General features: G+C 53.2%; 13 protein-coding genes and 1 pseudogene. 8 read left to right on the top strand and 6 right to left on the bottom strand.

Annotation, left to right across the window (positions count from 1 at the left end; all coding sequences use genetic code 11):
* Positions 1-79: 79 nt before the first annotated feature.
* On the bottom strand, positions 80-1357 hold the full coding sequence (locus tag AX755_RS17660; RefSeq protein ID WP_062857179.1) for a diguanylate cyclase: 1278 nt from the start codon (positions 1355-1357) through the stop codon (positions 80-82).
* 314 nt (positions 1358-1671) lie between these two features.
* Between AX755_RS17660 and lpxP the strand changes: the two genes are divergently transcribed.
* Together lpxP and ypdK are read left to right on the top strand one after the other, a co-directional pair.
* Complete coding sequence (gene lpxP, locus AX755_RS17655) at positions 1672-2589, top strand: kdo(2)-lipid IV(A) palmitoleoyltransferase (RefSeq protein ID WP_058680696.1); 918 nt, start codon at positions 1672-1674, stop codon at positions 2587-2589.
* Positions 2590-2946: 357 nt separating this feature from the next.
* Positions 2947-3018: a membrane protein YpdK gene (gene ypdK / locus AX755_RS25395; protein ID WP_099458937.1), complete on the top strand. Its 72-nt coding sequence runs from the start codon at positions 2947-2949 to the stop codon at positions 3016-3018.
* A 55-nt stretch (positions 3019-3073) separates the two neighbouring features.
* Here ypdK and alaC read toward each other — a convergent pair whose 3' ends face one another.
* Entirely contained in the window at positions 3074-4309 is a 1236-nt protein-coding gene (alaC, locus tag AX755_RS17645; protein WP_020690608.1) for an alanine transaminase, read from the bottom strand.
* Between the two features lie 387 nt (positions 4310-4696).
* On the opposite strand from alaC, the gene AX755_RS17640 reads away from it, so the two are divergent.
* Positions 4697-6394, top strand: a complete 1698-nt coding sequence (locus tag AX755_RS17640) for a sensor histidine kinase (protein WP_032618314.1) — start codon at positions 4697-4699, stop codon at positions 6392-6394.
* A gap of 13 nt (positions 6395-6407) precedes the next feature.
* Entirely contained in the window at positions 6408-7139 is a 732-nt protein-coding gene (locus AX755_RS17635) for a LytR/AlgR family response regulator transcription factor (protein WP_013098180.1), read from the top strand.
* Positions 7140-7170: 31 nt separating this feature from the next.
* Here the strand turns inward: AX755_RS17635 and glk are convergent, their stop codons facing one another.
* Entirely contained in the window at positions 7171-8136 is a 966-nt protein-coding gene (gene glk / locus AX755_RS17630; protein WP_038420298.1) for a glucokinase, read from the bottom strand.
* Between the two features lie 205 nt (positions 8137-8341).
* Between glk and AX755_RS17625 the strand changes: the two genes are divergently transcribed.
* The gene (locus AX755_RS17625; RefSeq protein ID WP_029881751.1) at positions 8342-9577 is read left to right on the top strand and encodes an ion channel protein; all 1236 of its coding nucleotides are present in this window, start codon (positions 8342-8344) and stop codon (positions 9575-9577) included.
* On the opposite strand, the gene ipdC is transcribed toward AX755_RS17625, so the two are convergent.
* The gene (ipdC, locus tag AX755_RS17620; protein ID WP_062857178.1) at positions 9578-11236 is read right to left on the bottom strand and encodes an indolepyruvate decarboxylase; all 1659 of its coding nucleotides are present in this window, start codon (positions 11234-11236) and stop codon (positions 9578-9580) included.
* Between the two features lie 184 nt (positions 11237-11420).
* Here ipdC and mgrA point away from each other — a divergent pair, with 184 nt between their 5' ends.
* Together mgrA and AX755_RS17610 are read left to right on the top strand one after the other, a co-directional pair.
* A complete protein-coding gene (gene mgrA / locus AX755_RS17615) occupies positions 11421-12419 on the top strand; it encodes an L-glyceraldehyde 3-phosphate reductase (RefSeq protein WP_023619795.1) in 999 nt (332 codons plus the stop codon).
* A 125-nt stretch (positions 12420-12544) separates the two neighbouring features.
* Positions 12545-12901, top strand: coding sequence for a DUF2502 domain-containing protein (locus AX755_RS17610; protein WP_013098185.1), 357 nt, complete (start codon positions 12545-12547; stop codon positions 12899-12901).
* A 33-nt stretch (positions 12902-12934) separates the two neighbouring features.
* On the opposite strand, the gene AX755_RS17605 is transcribed toward AX755_RS17610, so the two are convergent.
* Positions 12935-14173 (bottom strand): Nramp family divalent metal transporter, encoded by a 1239-nt coding sequence (locus AX755_RS17605; protein ID WP_038984362.1) that lies wholly within the window; start codon positions 14171-14173, stop codon positions 12935-12937.
* Positions 14174-14522: 349 nt separating this feature from the next.
* On the opposite strand from AX755_RS17605, the gene AX755_RS17600 reads away from it, so the two are divergent.
* A complete protein-coding gene (locus AX755_RS17600) occupies positions 14523-15710 on the top strand; it encodes a NupC/NupG family nucleoside CNT transporter (RefSeq protein ID WP_013098187.1) in 1188 nt (395 codons plus the stop codon).
* A gap of 44 nt (positions 15711-15754) precedes the next feature.
* Here the strand turns inward: AX755_RS17600 and AX755_RS17595 are convergent.
* A pseudogene (locus tag AX755_RS17595) lies at positions 15755-16513 on the bottom strand (EAL domain-containing protein); the annotation flags it as partial.
* Between the last annotated feature and the right edge of the window lie 79 nt (positions 16514-16592).

The raw sequence follows: 16592 nt of genomic DNA, 5'->3' as shown, positions 1-16592 counted from the left end.
CGCTTCTTCATGGGGATGTCCTCATGTGGCTTATGAAGACATTACTAACATCGGGGTGTACTAATCAACGGGGAGCAGGTCAAAACATGGCCGCCCCAATCGAAAGCGACAACGGTATCGGCTCGCCAGTCGGGGAATGAACCTTAATTTTTTCCACGCGTCGGCGGATCCGCTCGGCAATGCGCAGGGTATCGGCTTCGGTGATTTCCGTTAGCACAATCAAAAACTCATCTCCGCCGTAGCGGAAGACATAGTCACAGGTGCGAACGTTGTCATAAAACGCCCCGGCAACCTTTCTTAATATTTCATCTCCCGTGTTGTGCCCCCAGGTATCGTTGATTTGCTTGAACTTATCGACATCAATAAGCAACACCGACAGCGGCGTACCAGAACGACTTGCCTGGGTAATTTCACGTTTAAAAATGGTTGGCAGGAAGCGACGGTTGAGCAGACGCGTGAGCACATCCACGCCCACCTCGTGCCGGGCTACCTCATCAAACAGCTCATGCAGCAGGGTCACGATTTGCGAGAAGGTCGTTCGCGTCAGTCGCAAAAATTGCACCTGCCGCAGTCTGTCGTGAAGGGCATCGTCTGTCTGACGAACGTCATGAAAAGCCGCGTCGAACTCCTGGATAAGACGAGAGATATGCCCTGCTTCGGCAATACCACTGAAGTAGTGACGTCCCTTATGACTGAACCACAGCCCAAAGTCGGACTGCCCGAGCGGCCGGCTATTGTCGATGCTGGAGTCCAGCATCACTTTATAGAGCAGCGACAGTTCCCACGTCAGTAATGCGGCGGTCTGCCGCTCCTTCTCGACTTCCGCATTTTCCATCAGCGAGAAGATTCGATAGTTCTCGTCCTCTTTTGCCGCATTGTTCTCGCTGAAGACATAGGCGCGCGACATCACCTCCATTGCCAGATCAATGCTGTTAATGGCGTAGTGATAGATGCTTAACTTGGTCTCAGAAGGGTGTGGTGTGGCATTAATAAGGGGTAACAACAGCTTTTTCAGGATCCGAAAACCCATCTCAACCAGGTCGACTGATATACCTATTCGGGCGTGAACATCGGCGGCGCGCTGCTGAGCCCGCATCTGTTCATCAACCTGTTCAACCCGGCAGGAGAGAACATCAACAAGCCAACGGCGCAGCGCTTCCTGCAGCTGCCTTTCAACCTGCTCAGTGGTCAGAAACTCCGCTGCATGAGGGTCGGCCAGGACCACACGATAAAACTCCGTAATCAGACCAGAAGCATGATCGCTGGCCAGTTGCGCAGTAAGTTGATGAACGAGGGGATCCGTTTCATTGATTAACTGAATCCACTCATCCCTTACGGTTTGTAAATAGGTTTCCATTTACACCCTCCAGGGGAGATCGTTAGCTTGTCCGACGGGAATTAAGCGCACGGATTCACCGTCTGGCATGCGTGATAATCAACAACAGCAACAAAATCAACACCCTTTCCAGGTGCCGCTTTTTTAATCAAAAACGAGTAATAGCACATATCATATAACGGTGCTACATTACGCCGCCCACCCAACGTCAGCAGTGGTCAGGCAACGCCGTAAAGATCGGTAAAGCCTGCAACCATGACCTTGTCCAACGGTCTAATTGGCACGTGGTATCGCTTTATGCGTTACTTTCAAAGGCTTTACATAGGTTCACTATTTTGTCTCAACCCCACTTCAAACGTGCGTTTTTACACCCGCGTTACTGGTTTACATGGTTTGGTCTTGGCGTACTCTGGCTTCTGGTTCAACTTCCTTATCCTGTGATCCGCGTACTGGGCTCCAGGCTCGGCAGCGCATCCCGCCACTTCCTCAAACGTCGTGAATCTATTGCCCGTAAAAATCTCGAACTGTGCTTTCCCCAGTATAATGCGCAGCAGCGCGAAACACTGATTGCCGAGAACTTTAAATCTATCGGCATGGCGTTGCTTGAAACCGGCATGGCCTGGTTCTGGCCTGATGAGCGTGTCCGCAAATGGTTTGACGTGGAAGGTCTCGAAAACCTGAAACGCGCGCAAATGCAAAACCGTGGCGTGATGGTAGTTGGTGTCCACTTTATGTCGCTGGAACTGGGCGGCCGAGTAATGGGGCTTTGTCAGCCGATGATGGCCACCTACCGCCCGCACAACAGTCCGCTGATGGAGTGGGTACAAACCCGTGGTCGCATGCGTTCCAATAAGGCGATGATCAGCCGTAACAATCTGCGCGGTATGGTCGGCGCCCTGAAGAAAGGCGAAGCCGTCTGGTTTGCACCCGATCAGGACTACGGACGTAAAGGCAGCAGTTTTGCGCCCTTCTTTGCGGTTAAAAATGTCGCCACCACCAACGGCACGTTCGTGATTTCGCGTCTGTCAGGCGCCGCAATGCTGACCGTGACAATGGTAAGAAAGGTTGATAAATCTGGCTATCGTCTGCACATCTCACCGGAGATGGCAAACTATCCGGAAAATGAATGCGAAGCCGCAGCGTTCATCAATAAAGTTATCGAGACCGAAATTATGCGCGCGCCGGAGCAGTATCTGTGGATGCATCGCCGTTTCAAAACGCGGCCGCATGGCGAAGCGTCTCTCTATATTTAATGTGGAGAAAGGTTAGTTTCGCTAAGAAACTAACCTTTTCAATCACCTGTAATCACCCTGAGTAATTGTCTTTTCTTGCCGTCGCTCAACGTGGATTTATTGCGCTCTGAAATCAAACTGTCGCCGTTCCACGACACCCGTAAGTTACGGAAAGTATTTAAAAAAATGCCTCTTGTCACCCCTCATTTTTAGGCGTACATTAGCGCCGTCTGGCAACAGGAAAGCACAGAATTCTGAGCTGGAGTTTGCATCGTAACGGGATAATTCTCATTCCCGTCTCAGGCAAATGTCAGTTCTCTATAATCAGGTGGACTCTGTTTTTAAGTGCGTACCAGAAGATACGCGGAGCGATGAAACGTGAAATATTTCTTTATGGGCATTTCGGTGATTGTTTTAGTGTGGGCCGGAACCTTCGCCCTGATGATCTAGCGAAGAACATGCAGTCAAAAAAACAGGAGCCGTTGGCTCCTGTTTTTTTATGTCATTAAGATTCGTGCTGTTCAACGGCACTCTTTGATGCGAGAAGCCCGTCGGCGCGGAACATACTCTTAATGCCCCTCACCGCCTGACGAATACGGTCGCTGTTTTCAATCAGCGCGAACCGTACATGGGTATCGCCATAATCACCGAAGCCAATGCCCGGCGAGACGCAGACCTTCGCGTCCTGCAACAGCTTTTTGGCAAACTCCAGTGACCCCATCGCCGCGTAAGGCTCAGGGATTTTTGCCCAGACATACATTGACGCTTTCGGCATTTCCACCATCCAGCCAGCCTCATGCAGCCCTTTCACCAGCACATCGCGACGGCGTTTATACTGGGCGGCAATATCATGAACACACTGCTGATCGCCTTCCAGGGCGGCGATAGCGGCCACCTGCAATGGGGTAAAAGTGCCGTAATCGTGGTAACTTTTAATACGCGCCAGTGCACTCACCAGCGTTTTGTTACCCACCATAAAGCCAATACGCCACCCCGCCATGTTGTAGCTTTTCGACAGGGTAAAGAACTCCACCGCCACATCACGTGCGCCCGGAACCTGCATAATGGAAGGCGCTTTCCAGCCGTCGTACACAATATCGGCGTAGGCTAAGTCGTGTACCACCAGCACATCGTAACGCTTCGCCAGTGCGACGACTTTCTCAAAGAAGTCGAGTTCTACGCACTGCGCCGTAGGGTTAGACGGGAAGCCGAGGATCATCATCTTCGGTTTCGGATAGCTTTCACGAATCGCACGTTCCAGCTCGTTAAAGAAATCGACCCCTTCCACCAGCGGCACAGAGCGAACCTGCGCCCCGGCAATCACCGCGCCGTAAATATGGATGGGGTAACTTGGATTAGGCACCAGCACCGTATCACCATGATCCAGCGTAGCCAGCATCAGATGCGCCAGCCCCTCTTTCGAGCCAATGGTGACAATGGCTTCACTTTCCGGATCGATATCAACCTGATAGCGATCCTGGTACCAGCGAGAGATCGCACGACGTAATCGAGGAATGCCGCGAGAAGTGGAGTAACCGTGCGTATCCGGGCGCTGGGCGACCGTGCAGAGCTTCTCAACAATATGCGCAGGCGTTGGACCGTCAGGGTTACCCATGCTGAAATCGATAATATCTTCGCCGCGACGACGCGCAGCCATCTTCAGTTCAGCAGTGATATTGAAAACATAAGGGGGGAGACGATCGATACGCGTAAAACGGCGTTCAGGACTGAATTCAGCCATAGATTCCTCAGATTAACGTTAGCGCCCGGACCGTCCGAGCGACGCTGCCACTTATGTGGCGTGTTTAGAAAATAACCTGAAAAAAAACATGCTGTCGAGGGGTTAAGCAAAAAAAAAGATGTCGCGTTAAAAACGGGAACCCTCAGGTACTGAAAGCGGAAGCGTTCCTGCTAATTGCGCAATTTTAATACCCACTATTTAACATGATGATATCAAAGCTGTTACCTTTTCATTTTCCATGAGTAAAGAATCTGGCATCTTCAGGAAGTCACTCTCAATCCCCTTTGAAGATTATGGTTTTTCCTCATTTGATAAACCCGACGGATAGCTGGTCAACAGGCGTCAGGTTTTTTATCATTGGGCTTTCCTCTTTTCGCTGGTCGACTCGTGCACGAAATATTCGATATGCTGCTGGCGGTTTTTGACCGTGCGGCATTAATGCTGATTTGCCTGTTTTTCCTCATTCGTATTCGCCTGTTCCGCGAGCTTTTGCACAAGTCCGCCCACTCGGCAAAAGAGCTGCTGGCCGTTACCGCCATCTTTTCACTGTTCGCCCTGTTCAGCACCTGGTCCGGGGTGCCGGTAGAAGGATCGCTGGTCAACGTGCGTGTTATCGCCGTGATGTCCGGTGGGATCTTGTTTGGCCCCTGGGTGGGCATTATTACGGGTCTCATCGCCGGGACACATCGTTACCTGATAGATATCGGCGGCGTGACGGCGGTGCCGTGTTTTATCACCAGCATCATCGCCGGTGTCCTTTCCGGCTGGATTAACCGCAAAATACCGAAAAAGCAGCACTGGCGCGCCGGGATCATCGCGGGCATGCTATGCGAAACGCTGACCATGGTTCTGGTGGTCGTCTGGGCTCCCACCATTGCGCTGGGGCTGGATATTGTCTCTAAAATCGGTATTCCGATGATCCTCGGCAGCGTCTGTATCGGTTTTATCGTGCTGCTGGTGCAAAGCGTTGAAGGGGAAAAAGAGGCCAGCGCCGCACGTCAGGCCAAGCTGGCGCTGGATATCGCCAACAAAACGCTGCCGCTCTTCCGCCATGTTAACGCCGAATCCTTACGTCAGGTCTGCGATATCATCCGTCGCGATATTCATGCCGATGCCGTGGCCATTACCAATATCGACCACGTCCTGGCCTATGTTGGCGTAGGTGAGCATAACTATCAGGACAGCGATGACACCATCAGCCCCACCACCAGGCAGGCGATCAATTACGGTAAAATCATCATTAAAAACAATGATGAAGCCCACAGAACCCCAGAAATTCACTCCATGCTGGTGATCCCGCTGTGGGAGAAAGGCGTGGTGACGGGAACCCTGAAAATTTACTACTGCCACGCGCACCAGATCACCTCCTCCCTGCAGGAGATGGCCATCGGGCTGTCGCAGATTATCTCTACCCAGCTGGAGGTCTCCCGCGCGGAACAGCTGCGCGAGATGGCAAATAAGGCAGAGCTGCGCGCGCTGCAAAGTAAAATTAATCCTCATTTTCTGTTTAACGCGCTGAATGCGATCTCCTCGTCCATTCGACTTAATCCGGATACCGCACGTCAGCTGATTTTCAATCTGTCACGCTATCTGCGCTACAACATTGAGCTAAAAGATGACGAGCAGATCGACATTAAAAAAGAGCTTTATCAGATCAAGGATTACATTGCGATTGAGCAGGCGCGCTTTGGTGACAAACTCACGGTCATTTACGATATTGATGAAGAGGTCAATTGTGTGATCCCAAGCCTGCTGATCCAGCCGCTGGTTGAGAACGCTATCGTCCATGGGATTCAGCCGTGTAAAGGGAAAGGGGTGGTGACCATCAGCGTGACCGAAAGCGGCAACCGCGTGCGGATTGCCGTGCGCGATACCGGCCACGGAATTGATCCTAAAGTCATTGAGCGCGTTGAGGCCAACGAGATGCCGGGGAATAAGATTGGGCTGCTGAATGTCCACCACCGGGTCAAACTGCTGTACGGCGACGGGCTGCATATTCAGCGCCTTGAACCGGGCACCGAGATCGCCTTTTATATTCCGAATGAACGCTCTCCCGTTCATGCGTCTACATCCCTGTTGCCTTAGGCCGGAGTAACCCGTGAAAGTGATCATTGTAGAAGATGAGTTTCTGGCTCAACAGGAGCTGAGCTGGCTCATCAAAACGCACAGTCAGATGGAGATCGTGGGCACGTTTGACGATGGTCTGGACGTGCTGAAGTTTTTGCAGCATAACCGCGTTGACGCCATTTTTCTTGATATCAACATTCCGTCACTGGATGGCGTATTACTGGCGCAAAACATCAATCAGTTTGCCCATAAGCCGTTTATTGTTTTCGTCACCGCCTGGAAGGAGCATGCGGTTGAAGCCTTCGAGCTGGAGGCGTTTGACTATATCCTTAAGCCTTACCAGGAGTCGCGCATCGTCACCATGCTGCAAAAGCTGGAGGCCGCGTGGCAACAGCAGAACGCCCCTGTCACCGCAAGCCCCGCAGTACGTGAGAACGACACGATTAACCTGGTGAAAGATGAACGTATCATCGTGACGCCGGTTAACGATATCTATTATGCCGAAGCCCATGAAAAGATGACGTTTGTCTATACCCGGCGGGAATCGTACGTGATGGCGATGAACATTACCGAGTTTTGCAGCAAGCTGCCGACAGCGCATTTCTTCCGCTGTCACCGCTCGTTTTGTGTGAATTTAAACAAGATCCGCGAGATCGAGCCGTGGTTTAACAATACCTACATTTTGCGCCTGAAGGATCTTGATTTTCAGGTGCCAGTGAGCCGCAGCAAGGTCAAAGAGTTCCGCCAGTTAATGCACCTGTAAATCCCCTCTCCCGCAAGAGAGGGGCTGGGTTTTAGAGGATCTGGCCGAGCACCTGACGCAGGTGGGCGCCCGAGCCAAGTAAACCCGGGTTGTCGTGCACAATCAGATAAACAGGAATGTCCTGCACGTAGCTTTTAAAACGTCCTTTGTCTTCGAACCCGCCGCGGAAGCCTGACGCTTTGAAGAACTCCAGGAAGCGCGGCACAATGCCACCGGCAATGTAAACGCCACCGAAGGTGCCGAGCGTAAGCGCCAGGTTGCCACCAAAACGCCCCATGATCACGCAGAACAGCGACAGTGCGCGACGGCAGTCGATGCAGCTGTCTGCCAGTGCGCGCTCGGTCACGTCTTTCGGCTGCAGATTTTCCGGCAGACGGCCGTCAGACTTCACAATCGCACGATACAGGTTTACCAGCCCCGGGCCGGAAAGCACGCGCTCAGCCGACACGTGGCCGATCTCAGCGCGTAGCTCTTCCAGAATAATGCCCTCTTCTTCGCTGTTCGGTGCAAAGTCCACGTGGCCACCTTCACCCGGCAGACTCACCCAGCGCTTATCAACATGAACCAGATGCGAAACGCCCAGCCCTGTACCGGCACCGTATACGGCAATCGGCTTGCCTTCTACCGGGGCAGTACCGCCAAACTGAGTCAGGTGCTCTGGCTTCAGCATCGGGATGGCCATCGACACCGCAGTAAAGTCGTTGATGATTTCCAGATGTGCAAAGCCGAGGTTCTTTTTCATCTCGGCAATGGAAAATGCCCAGGTATGGTTGGTCATCGCGACCCAGTCGCCGGTAATCGGGCAGGCAATCGCGATACAGCCATCTTCAACGCTGACCTTGTGCTCTTCCAGATAGACGCGTACAACGGCCTCAAGGCTGGGGTAATCCAGCCCTGAATAGGTTTTCGCCTGGGAAATTTCACCGCTACTTACATCGCATAATGCCAGGCGCGCGTTAGTGCCGCCCACATCTCCTACCAAAGCATACTTTGTCATTCTTCTACTGCTCCGCTAAAGTCAGAATAAATCTTTGGAACACTGTAAATTCAAGGCGTGATAACAACAACGACCGGAAGGTGAATGCCCCGGGATTATCGATCTTCGTCACAGAATAACTTTACCGTTTCAGCACCTTTTGCACTATTGCCACAATGCTGATTGTGCAAAGTAACGTAATACCTTTTTGTACAAGGAAATTATCATGCTCCACCCGCGAGCCAGAACCATGCTGTTGCTGGCAATCCCGGCCTTAATTATTGGTATTGTCTCAAGCCTGGTGCTTATCGTCGTGATGAAAGTCGCCTCGGTGCTGCAAACGATGTTATGGACGGCGCTTCCGGCTCAGGTGGGTATCAGCGTTGATTCGCCGGCGTGGATCATAATGATGCTGACCCTGACGGGGGTTGCGGTGGGTCTGGTGATCCGCTTTAGCCCAGGGCACGCCGGGCCTGATCCGGCGCTGGAACCGCTGATTGGTGCCCCGGTCGCTCCTGCAGCGCTGCCAGGACTTATTATCGCGTTGATTATCGGTCTGGCGGGCGGCGTTAGCCTGGGGCCGGAACACCCGATCATGGCGGTCAACATCGGTCTGGCGGTGTATCTCGGCTCACGCATTTTACCCCGCGTCGGGGCCCTGGACTGGACGATTCTGGCATCGGCTGGCACCATTGGCGCGCTCTTCGGCACGCCGGTCGCGGCCGCGCTGATTTTCTCGCAGACGCTCTCCAGCAATAACGACGTGCCGCTCTGGGATAAACTCTTTGCGCCACTGATGGCCGCCGCGGCCGGTGCGCTCACCACCAGTCTGTTTTTCAATCCACACTTCTCGCTCTCCCTTCCCCACTACGGCCAGATGCAGATAGCCGATATATTCAGCGGTGCGGTTGTGGTCGCTATTGCCATTGCGCTGGGGATGATCGCCGTATGGTGTCTGCCGCGTCTGCACCGGCTGGTGCATAAGCTCAAACATCCGGTGCTTATCCTCGGGGTCGGCGGATTGATCCTCGGCATTTTAGGGGCCATCGGCGGTAAGGTAACGCTGTTTAAAGGTCTGGATGAGATGCAACAGCTGGCTTTCAGTCAGGTGTTTAGCGTGTCCGATTATTTGCTGTTTGCGCTCATAAAGCTGGCTGCGCTGGTGGTGGCGGCAGCGTGCGGTTTCCGTGGCGGACGGATTTTCCCGGCGGTCTTTGTTGGCGTCGCGTTGGGGCTGATGCTGCATGAACATGTGGATGCCGTTCCGGCGGCGATTACCGTCTCTTGCTCTATTCTGGGGCTGGTATTGGTGGTGACACGTGATGCCTGGCTGAGCCTGTTTATGGCCGCGGTGGTGGTTCCGGATACTACTCTCATCCCGTTACTTTGCATCGTGATGTTGCCCGCCTGGCTCCTGCTGGCGGGCAAACCGATGATGATGGCCTGGCGTAACGACAAGTGATCAGGCGTTGTTACGCGCTTCCAGCGCTTTGGTAATCGCCCCTAACAGCGGCGGGATATCCGCTTTGGGTAGCATCACTTCAATCAGTGATAACCGCTCGTGGTGTGCCACTTTTTCGAGCACCTCCGCCAGCTGTTCCGCTTCACTGACCCGCCAGCACTGTGCCTGAGGATCCAGGCTCAGTGCCTGCGGAATTTGCGTCCAGTTCCATAAGGCAATGTCGTTATAGCGCTGTTCCGGTCCGTGAATGGCCCTTTCTACGGTGTACCCTTCATTGTTGAGCACCAGGATAATGGGGTGCTGTTTATCACGCAGCATCGAGCCCAGTTCCTGAATGGTCAACTGCGCGGCGCCATCCCCCGTGAGCACAATGACGCGCCGGTCTGGACAGGCGGTTTGGGCACCATACGCCGCGGCCAGGGTGTAGCCAATGGAGCCCCACAGCGGCTGGACGATAAAATTCACGTCTGCAGGCAGACGCAGATCGATCGCACCAAAGGCTGACGTCCCCTGGTCGGCAAGAATAATGTCACCCGGGCGAATAAAGGTTTGCAGGGTGCTCCAGAAATTCTCCTGAGTGAGCGAGCCCTCGGATTGCGGGAAGGCGATACCGCTGTGAGAGACTGGCACCAGGGTATCGTGGACATACTGTTTGCAGAGAGCCACCAGCGTCTCGATCGCGTCAGACATAGGGATACCGGTAAACCAGACATCTCCCACCCGTGCGGCATGTGGCTGCACTTCTATCGTTTGCGCCTGCGTCAGCTGATGGGTAAACCCCGCCGTCAGGGTATCGGTAAAACGCGTGCCAATGCACAGTACCGTATCCGCCCCTTCGATGGCCTCTTTTACCGCCCCGACGCTTGCCGAACCACTGTACGTGCCATAAAAACCGGGCTGGCGTTCGTCAAAAATGCCCTTGCCCATCAGCATGGTGGCATGGGCAATGGGCACCTCTTTCACCCACTTCTGCAGGGCATGTTTCATGCCGTGGCGCATGACCAGGAAATCGGCCAACAGCGCGGTACGCTTGCTTGTTTTCAGCCTGCTCTCGGCGGCGTCTCGGAACGCTTTCAGGCAGGCGTTATCGGCATGCGCGGTCTTTAATGTGAGAGCGTTTACAGGCGGCGTGGCTGGTTTTTTAGCCACATCAGCAGGCAGCATCAGGTAGCCTGGACGTCGCTCCCGCAGCATGGTTGTTAATACTCTGTCGATTTCATAGCAGGCGTTTTGTTCGGTGAGGATCGCCTGCGCGACCGTGATCGGTTCACTCATATGGTAGAAGTGACGGAACTCACCATCACCCAGCGTGTGGTGCAGAAGCTCCCCTTTTTGCTGTGAGGCCGTACCCGGTGCCCCCACAATGTGTAACACCGGAACATGCTCGGCAAAGCTGCCAGCCATGCCGTTCATGGCACTTAATTCCCCTACGCCAAATGTTGTCAGCAGCGCGGCAAAGCCCTTACATCGGGCATATCCGTCAGCGGCATAAGATGCGTTTAGCTCATTGGCACAGCCCACCCAACAGATATCCGGGCTGTCGATGACATGATCGAGAAACTGCAGGTTATAGTCGCCCGGCACGCCAAACAGATGATCGGCACCACAATCTGTGAGACGGTCCAGCAGGTAATCGGCGACGCAGTACGGGGTTCGCATAACAGGTGTCCTTCTGACGTTGACCTCACTTTGAGTATTAAATAAGCGTGATGGCTGTCCAGAAATGGCAGAAAGAAGAGTATGGAAAGAATGCTTTACAAAAAAGGCTGCGCTATGCTCTGTTTTTTCGCATCAGTGTAAACGCATACACTGTTCTTACTTTTTAGCGCCAGAGGTCATGAGAATGCACTATCAGCCAGATAAAAACCGTTATCAGACAATGCTGTATCGTCGCTGTGGGCAAAGTGGCGTTAAATTACCCGCCGTCTCTCTTGGGCTCTGGCACAACTTCGGTGACGCCACGCTTATCGAAAACAGCCGTCAACTTTTACAGCGCGCGTTTGATCTTGGTATTACACACTTCGACCTTGCCAATAACTATGGTCCGCCTCCCGGTTCCGCCGAGCGCAATTTCGGCCGCATTTTGCAGGAAGATTTTCTGCCGTGGCGCGATGAGCTGATCATCTCGACGAAAGCGGGTTATACCATGTGGGACGGCCCTTACGGTGACTGGGGATCGCGCAAATATCTCATCGCAAGCCTGAATCAAAGTCTGAAACGTATGGGGCTGGAGTATGTCGATATCTTCTACCACCACCGTCCAGACCCGGAAACGCCGCTGCAGGAGACAATGAAAGCGCTTGACCATCTGGTGCGTCAGGGGAAAGCCCTGTATGTCGGTTTGTCCAATTACCCGGCAGAGCTTGCACGGCAGGCTATCGACATACTCCATGACCTCGGCACGCCGTGTCTGATCCATCAGCCGAAATATTCAATGTTTGAACGTGCGCCGGAAGCGGGCTTGCTGGACGTTTTGCAGGAAAAAGGTGTCGGCTGCATTCCGTTCTCGCCGCTGGCGGGTGGTCAACTGACCGATCGTTATCTGAACGGCATTCCAGCAGACTCCCGTGCCGCGAGCGGGAGTAAGTTCCTGAACCCGGATCAGATAACCCAGGAGAAACTGGAAAAAGTCAAAAAGTTGAACGCGCTGGCAGAAAGCCGGGGACAGAAGCTGTCTCAGATGGCGCTGGCCTGGATTTTGCGCCACGAGGCGGTAACTTCCGTACTGATTGGCGCCAGTAAAACCGGGCAAATAGACGATGCAGTGGGCATGCTGGAGAACCGCCATTTCACGGCGGAAGAGCTTGCCACCATTGACGGGATCCTGAATAGCTCAAAATAAATCCTGTTTTAGCAAAAAGTGCTATCACGTCTGAATTCGGAGTTGAGGCGATGAAACGAGGCTTTCCCAACTCGTAAAATTGCGTTAACAGGCCCCCTAAGGCCCCGATCGTGAAGGAGAAGAGTATGTTCAGGTCACTGATTCTTGCAGCGGTATTACTGGCTTCGGCCCCGCTGGTCGCCACTGCTGGCGAAATCACCCTGTTGCCATCAGTAAAATTACAAATTGGCGATCGTGACGACTACGGCAGATACTGGGACGGTGGCTACTGGCGCGACCGTGACTACTGGCACCGTCACTATGAGTGGCGCGGCGACCGCTGGTGGAAACATGATAATGGTTTGCACCGCGGCTGGTACAAAAACAACGCCTACGAGCGTGGTTATCGCGAAGGCTGGAACGACCGTGATGACCGCCGTGGCGGCTGGGATCGCGGCGGTAAAGGTCGCGGTGGACATGGTCACGGCCACGGTCGTCACTAATCTAAAAAAGGAGCCTCCCGGCTCCTTTTTCTTTTATAACCCCAAAGCCGTGCCTATCAGTAACCACAGGTTCAGCGCCACTACCACAACCACGATGACCCATCCGGTCCGTTTCACCAGCGTGGTGTTAACCAGTTCGCCCATCAGATGTTTGTTGCTGGTAAAGATCAGCAGCGGCACCAGCGCAAGTGCGATCCCGAAGCTCAGCAGCACCTGGCTCATGACCAGAATGCGTGTTGGGTCCAGCCCCATCAGGATCACCACAAATGACGGCAACATTGTGACGGTGCGACGTACCCACAGCGGTATATGGAAGCGGACGAACCCCTGCATGACCACCTGCCCGGCCAGTGTTCCTACCACCGTAGAGGAGAGACCTGCCGCCACCAGGCTTAAGCCAAATATGGTCGCAGCCGCATGGCTCAGTAACGGCTCCAGCGTCAGATAGGCCTGGTCGAGATCGGCAATGCCGGTGTGACCGTTAAAGTGGAACGCAGCGGCAGCGGTTGCCATCATCGCCAGATTCACAAAACCGGCAATCGTCATGGCGATAGCCACATCCCATTTGGTTGCGGAATAGCGTTCTTTGCGCGTCCCCCCGTGCAGGTGCTGGGTTAACGAGGAGTGAAGATAAATCACATGTGGCATGATGGTCGCCCCCAGCACCCCGGCGGCGAGGAACACCGCTTCAGAGGTTGGCAGGCTTGGGATTACCATCCCTTTACCGAGCTGCGCCAGGTTAGGCTGCGAGAAAATCAGTTCGACAATATAGGCCGCAGCGACAAACAGCAGCAGGCCGCCGATGACTTTTTCCAGCGGTTTTTGCCCCCGACGCTGCAGCATCAGAATAAGGAAGGTGGCAATGCCGGTAAGCACCGCCCCCTGCAGCAGCGATACGCCGAGGATCAGCTTGAAACCAATTGCCGCACCAATGAATTCGGCAAGATCGGTTGCCATCGCAATGATTTCCGCCTGGATCCAGTACAACCATACCGCCGGGCGCGGGTAATGATCACGGATCTGTTCCGCCAGGTTTTTACCGGTGGCAATACCCAGTTTCGCGGAAAGCATCTGAATCAGCATAGCCATCAGGTTAGCCCAGACCACCACCCACAGAAGCTTATAGCCAAAGCTGGCCCCGGCCTGAATATTGGTCGCAAAATTGCCTGGATCGATATAGCCAATGGCAGCGATGAACGCAGGTCCCATTAATGCGAACCGCAACTTGCGCGCTGCTCTGCCACTGCTACCCTCTACGCGACTGTTTGTCATTTCTGCCTCTGAAATATAGCCTTTGCTATGTTTAATGCTATCAAAATGAGAATGATTATCAAGATCATTTGTAACGGTTGCAGTGATTTCTCTGATAGCTTTGAACGATAGACAGGCGGGTAAGCGGGGGCGCTCTAACAGAAACCGAAATCGCGCGCTCTTTTGTGAAGACTAGCACACAAACTTAACTTTTCACTCATTTACCTAACATAACAAAAATGTATTGTGGATCACTATTTTTGAGACTCGTCACAGGATGTAACTATAGTGTGTCCTTGATCTCGTTTTCTTTTCGGTTGTTACATAGAATGTGCACGAAAATTAAACCTGCCTCATATTTGGAGCAAATATGGACCGCGTCCTTCACTTTGTCCTGGCACTCGTTGTCGTTACTGCGCTTGCGTTGCTGGTCAGCCATGACCGTAAAAAAATCCGCATTCGCTTTGTTGTTCAGCTTCTCGTTATTGAAGTTTTGCTCGCGTGGTTCTTCCTGAACTCCAACGTGGGGCTTGGCTTCGTAAAAGGCTTCTCCGAAATGTTCGAAAAACTGCTCGGATTCGCCAACGAAGGGACGAACTTTGTCTTCGGTAAAATGAACGACGAAGGGCTGGCGTTCTTCTTCCTGAAAGTACTTTGCCCAATCGTCTTCATCTCTGCGCTGATCGGTATTCTGCAACACATCCGTGTTCTGCCGATTGTGATCCGCGCCATTGGTACCGTACTGTCCAAAGTTAACGGTATGGGTAAGCTGGAATCATTCAACGCCGTCAGCTCCCTGATTCTGGGCCAGTCAGAGAACTTTATCGCGTATAAAGATATTCTCGGCAAGATGTCCCGTAACCGTATGTACACCATGGCCGCAACAGCAATGTCCACCGTTTCCATGTCTATCGTGGGCGCGTATATGACCATGCTGGAACCAAAATATGTGGTTGCTGCTCTGGTGCTGAATATGTTCAGTACCTTTATCGTGCTGTCACTGATCAACCCATACCGTGTTGAGGAAGGCGAAGAGAACCTGCAGATGGCAAATCTGCACGAAGGTCAGAGCTTCTTCGAAATGCTGGGTGAATATATTCTGGCGGGCTTTAAAGTGGCGATTATCGTTGCCGCGATGCTGATCGGCTTCATCGCTCTGATCTCTGCCCTGAACGCCCTGTTCGCCGCGGTTCTGGGCATCTCCTTCCAGGGCATCCTGGGCTACATCTTCTACCCTGTTGCATGGGTGATGGGTGTCCCTGCTCACGAAGCGCTGCAGGTTGGCAGTATCATGGCGACCAAACTGGTTTCTAACGAATTCGTTGCAATGATGGATCTGCAGAAAATCGCCAGCACGCTTTCTCCACGTGCGGAAGGCATCCTGTCCGTGTTCCTGGTTTCCTTCGCGAACTTCTCGTCCATCGGTATCATCGCCGGTGCGATTAAAGGTCTGAACGAAGAACAGGGTAACGTTGTTTCTCGCTTCGGTCTGAAACTGGTTTACGGCTCAACGCTGGTGAGCGTACTGTCAGCGTCTATCGCAGCACTGGTACTGTAACCCGTCACGTAAAATGAGAACCGGGAGCCTGGCTCCCGGTTTTTTTATGCCTGCAGTGCGTCAAGCGGCGTCGGTTTGCCTATCAGGTATCCCTGCAGGTAATCCACACCAAAGCGCAGCAGCATGTCGCGTTGCGCCGGCGTCTCCACATATTCTGCCACCACACTCAGTGATTTGGTTTTTGCCAGATTACAAATCGACTGCACAATCATCGCGTCCATGTCGTCGGTACAGATATCTTTCACAAAGCAGCCATCTATTTTAATGATATCCGCCTGAAGGCGTCTGAGTCGTTCGTAGTTGGCATAGCCGGTACCAAAATCATCAATCGCGATACGGAACCCACGATCCCGTAGCTGCTGAAGGTTTTTGATACTGCTGCCAGAGTTCGAGAAGGCCTGCTCTTCCGTGATCTCAAGGACAACGTCCTGCGGCGCGATACCATAGTGTTCGAACAACGCGCTAATCTCGGTAGCTACCTCTTTTTGCATCAGCGTCAGAGGCATCAGGTTGACAGAAAAGCGAGTGCCACCCTGTGACGCAGGATGAGCGCGCAACCACAACAGCAGTTTTTCCAGCACGCACATATCAAACCGGTGGCTCAGGTTAAACTGGGCAATCAGCGGGATGAAGCGGTCAGGCGTGATAATCTCTCCCTCGCTTTCCATGCGCGCCAGTATTTCGTAATAACCGCTGCCGTCCGCTTTTTGGATCGGCTGGGCATATAAATGAAACTGACCGGCATCCAGGGCATGTTTGATACGCGCTAACATCAGCACCCGTTCTGTGGTTTGCCCCGGCACTGTTGCAAATAGTCGGTGGTGATAAACTTATCATCCCCTTTTGCTGATGGAGCTGCACATGAACCCATTCAAAGGCCGG

Origin of the sequence: Enterobacter sp. SENG-6 (genome assembly GCF_001605945.1) — a bacterium.
Classification (GTDB): domain Bacteria; phylum Pseudomonadota; class Gammaproteobacteria; order Enterobacterales; family Enterobacteriaceae; genus Enterobacter; species Enterobacter cloacae.
Note: the sequence above shows the minus strand (reverse complement) of the source record. Positions and strands in the feature narration are given on the sequence as shown.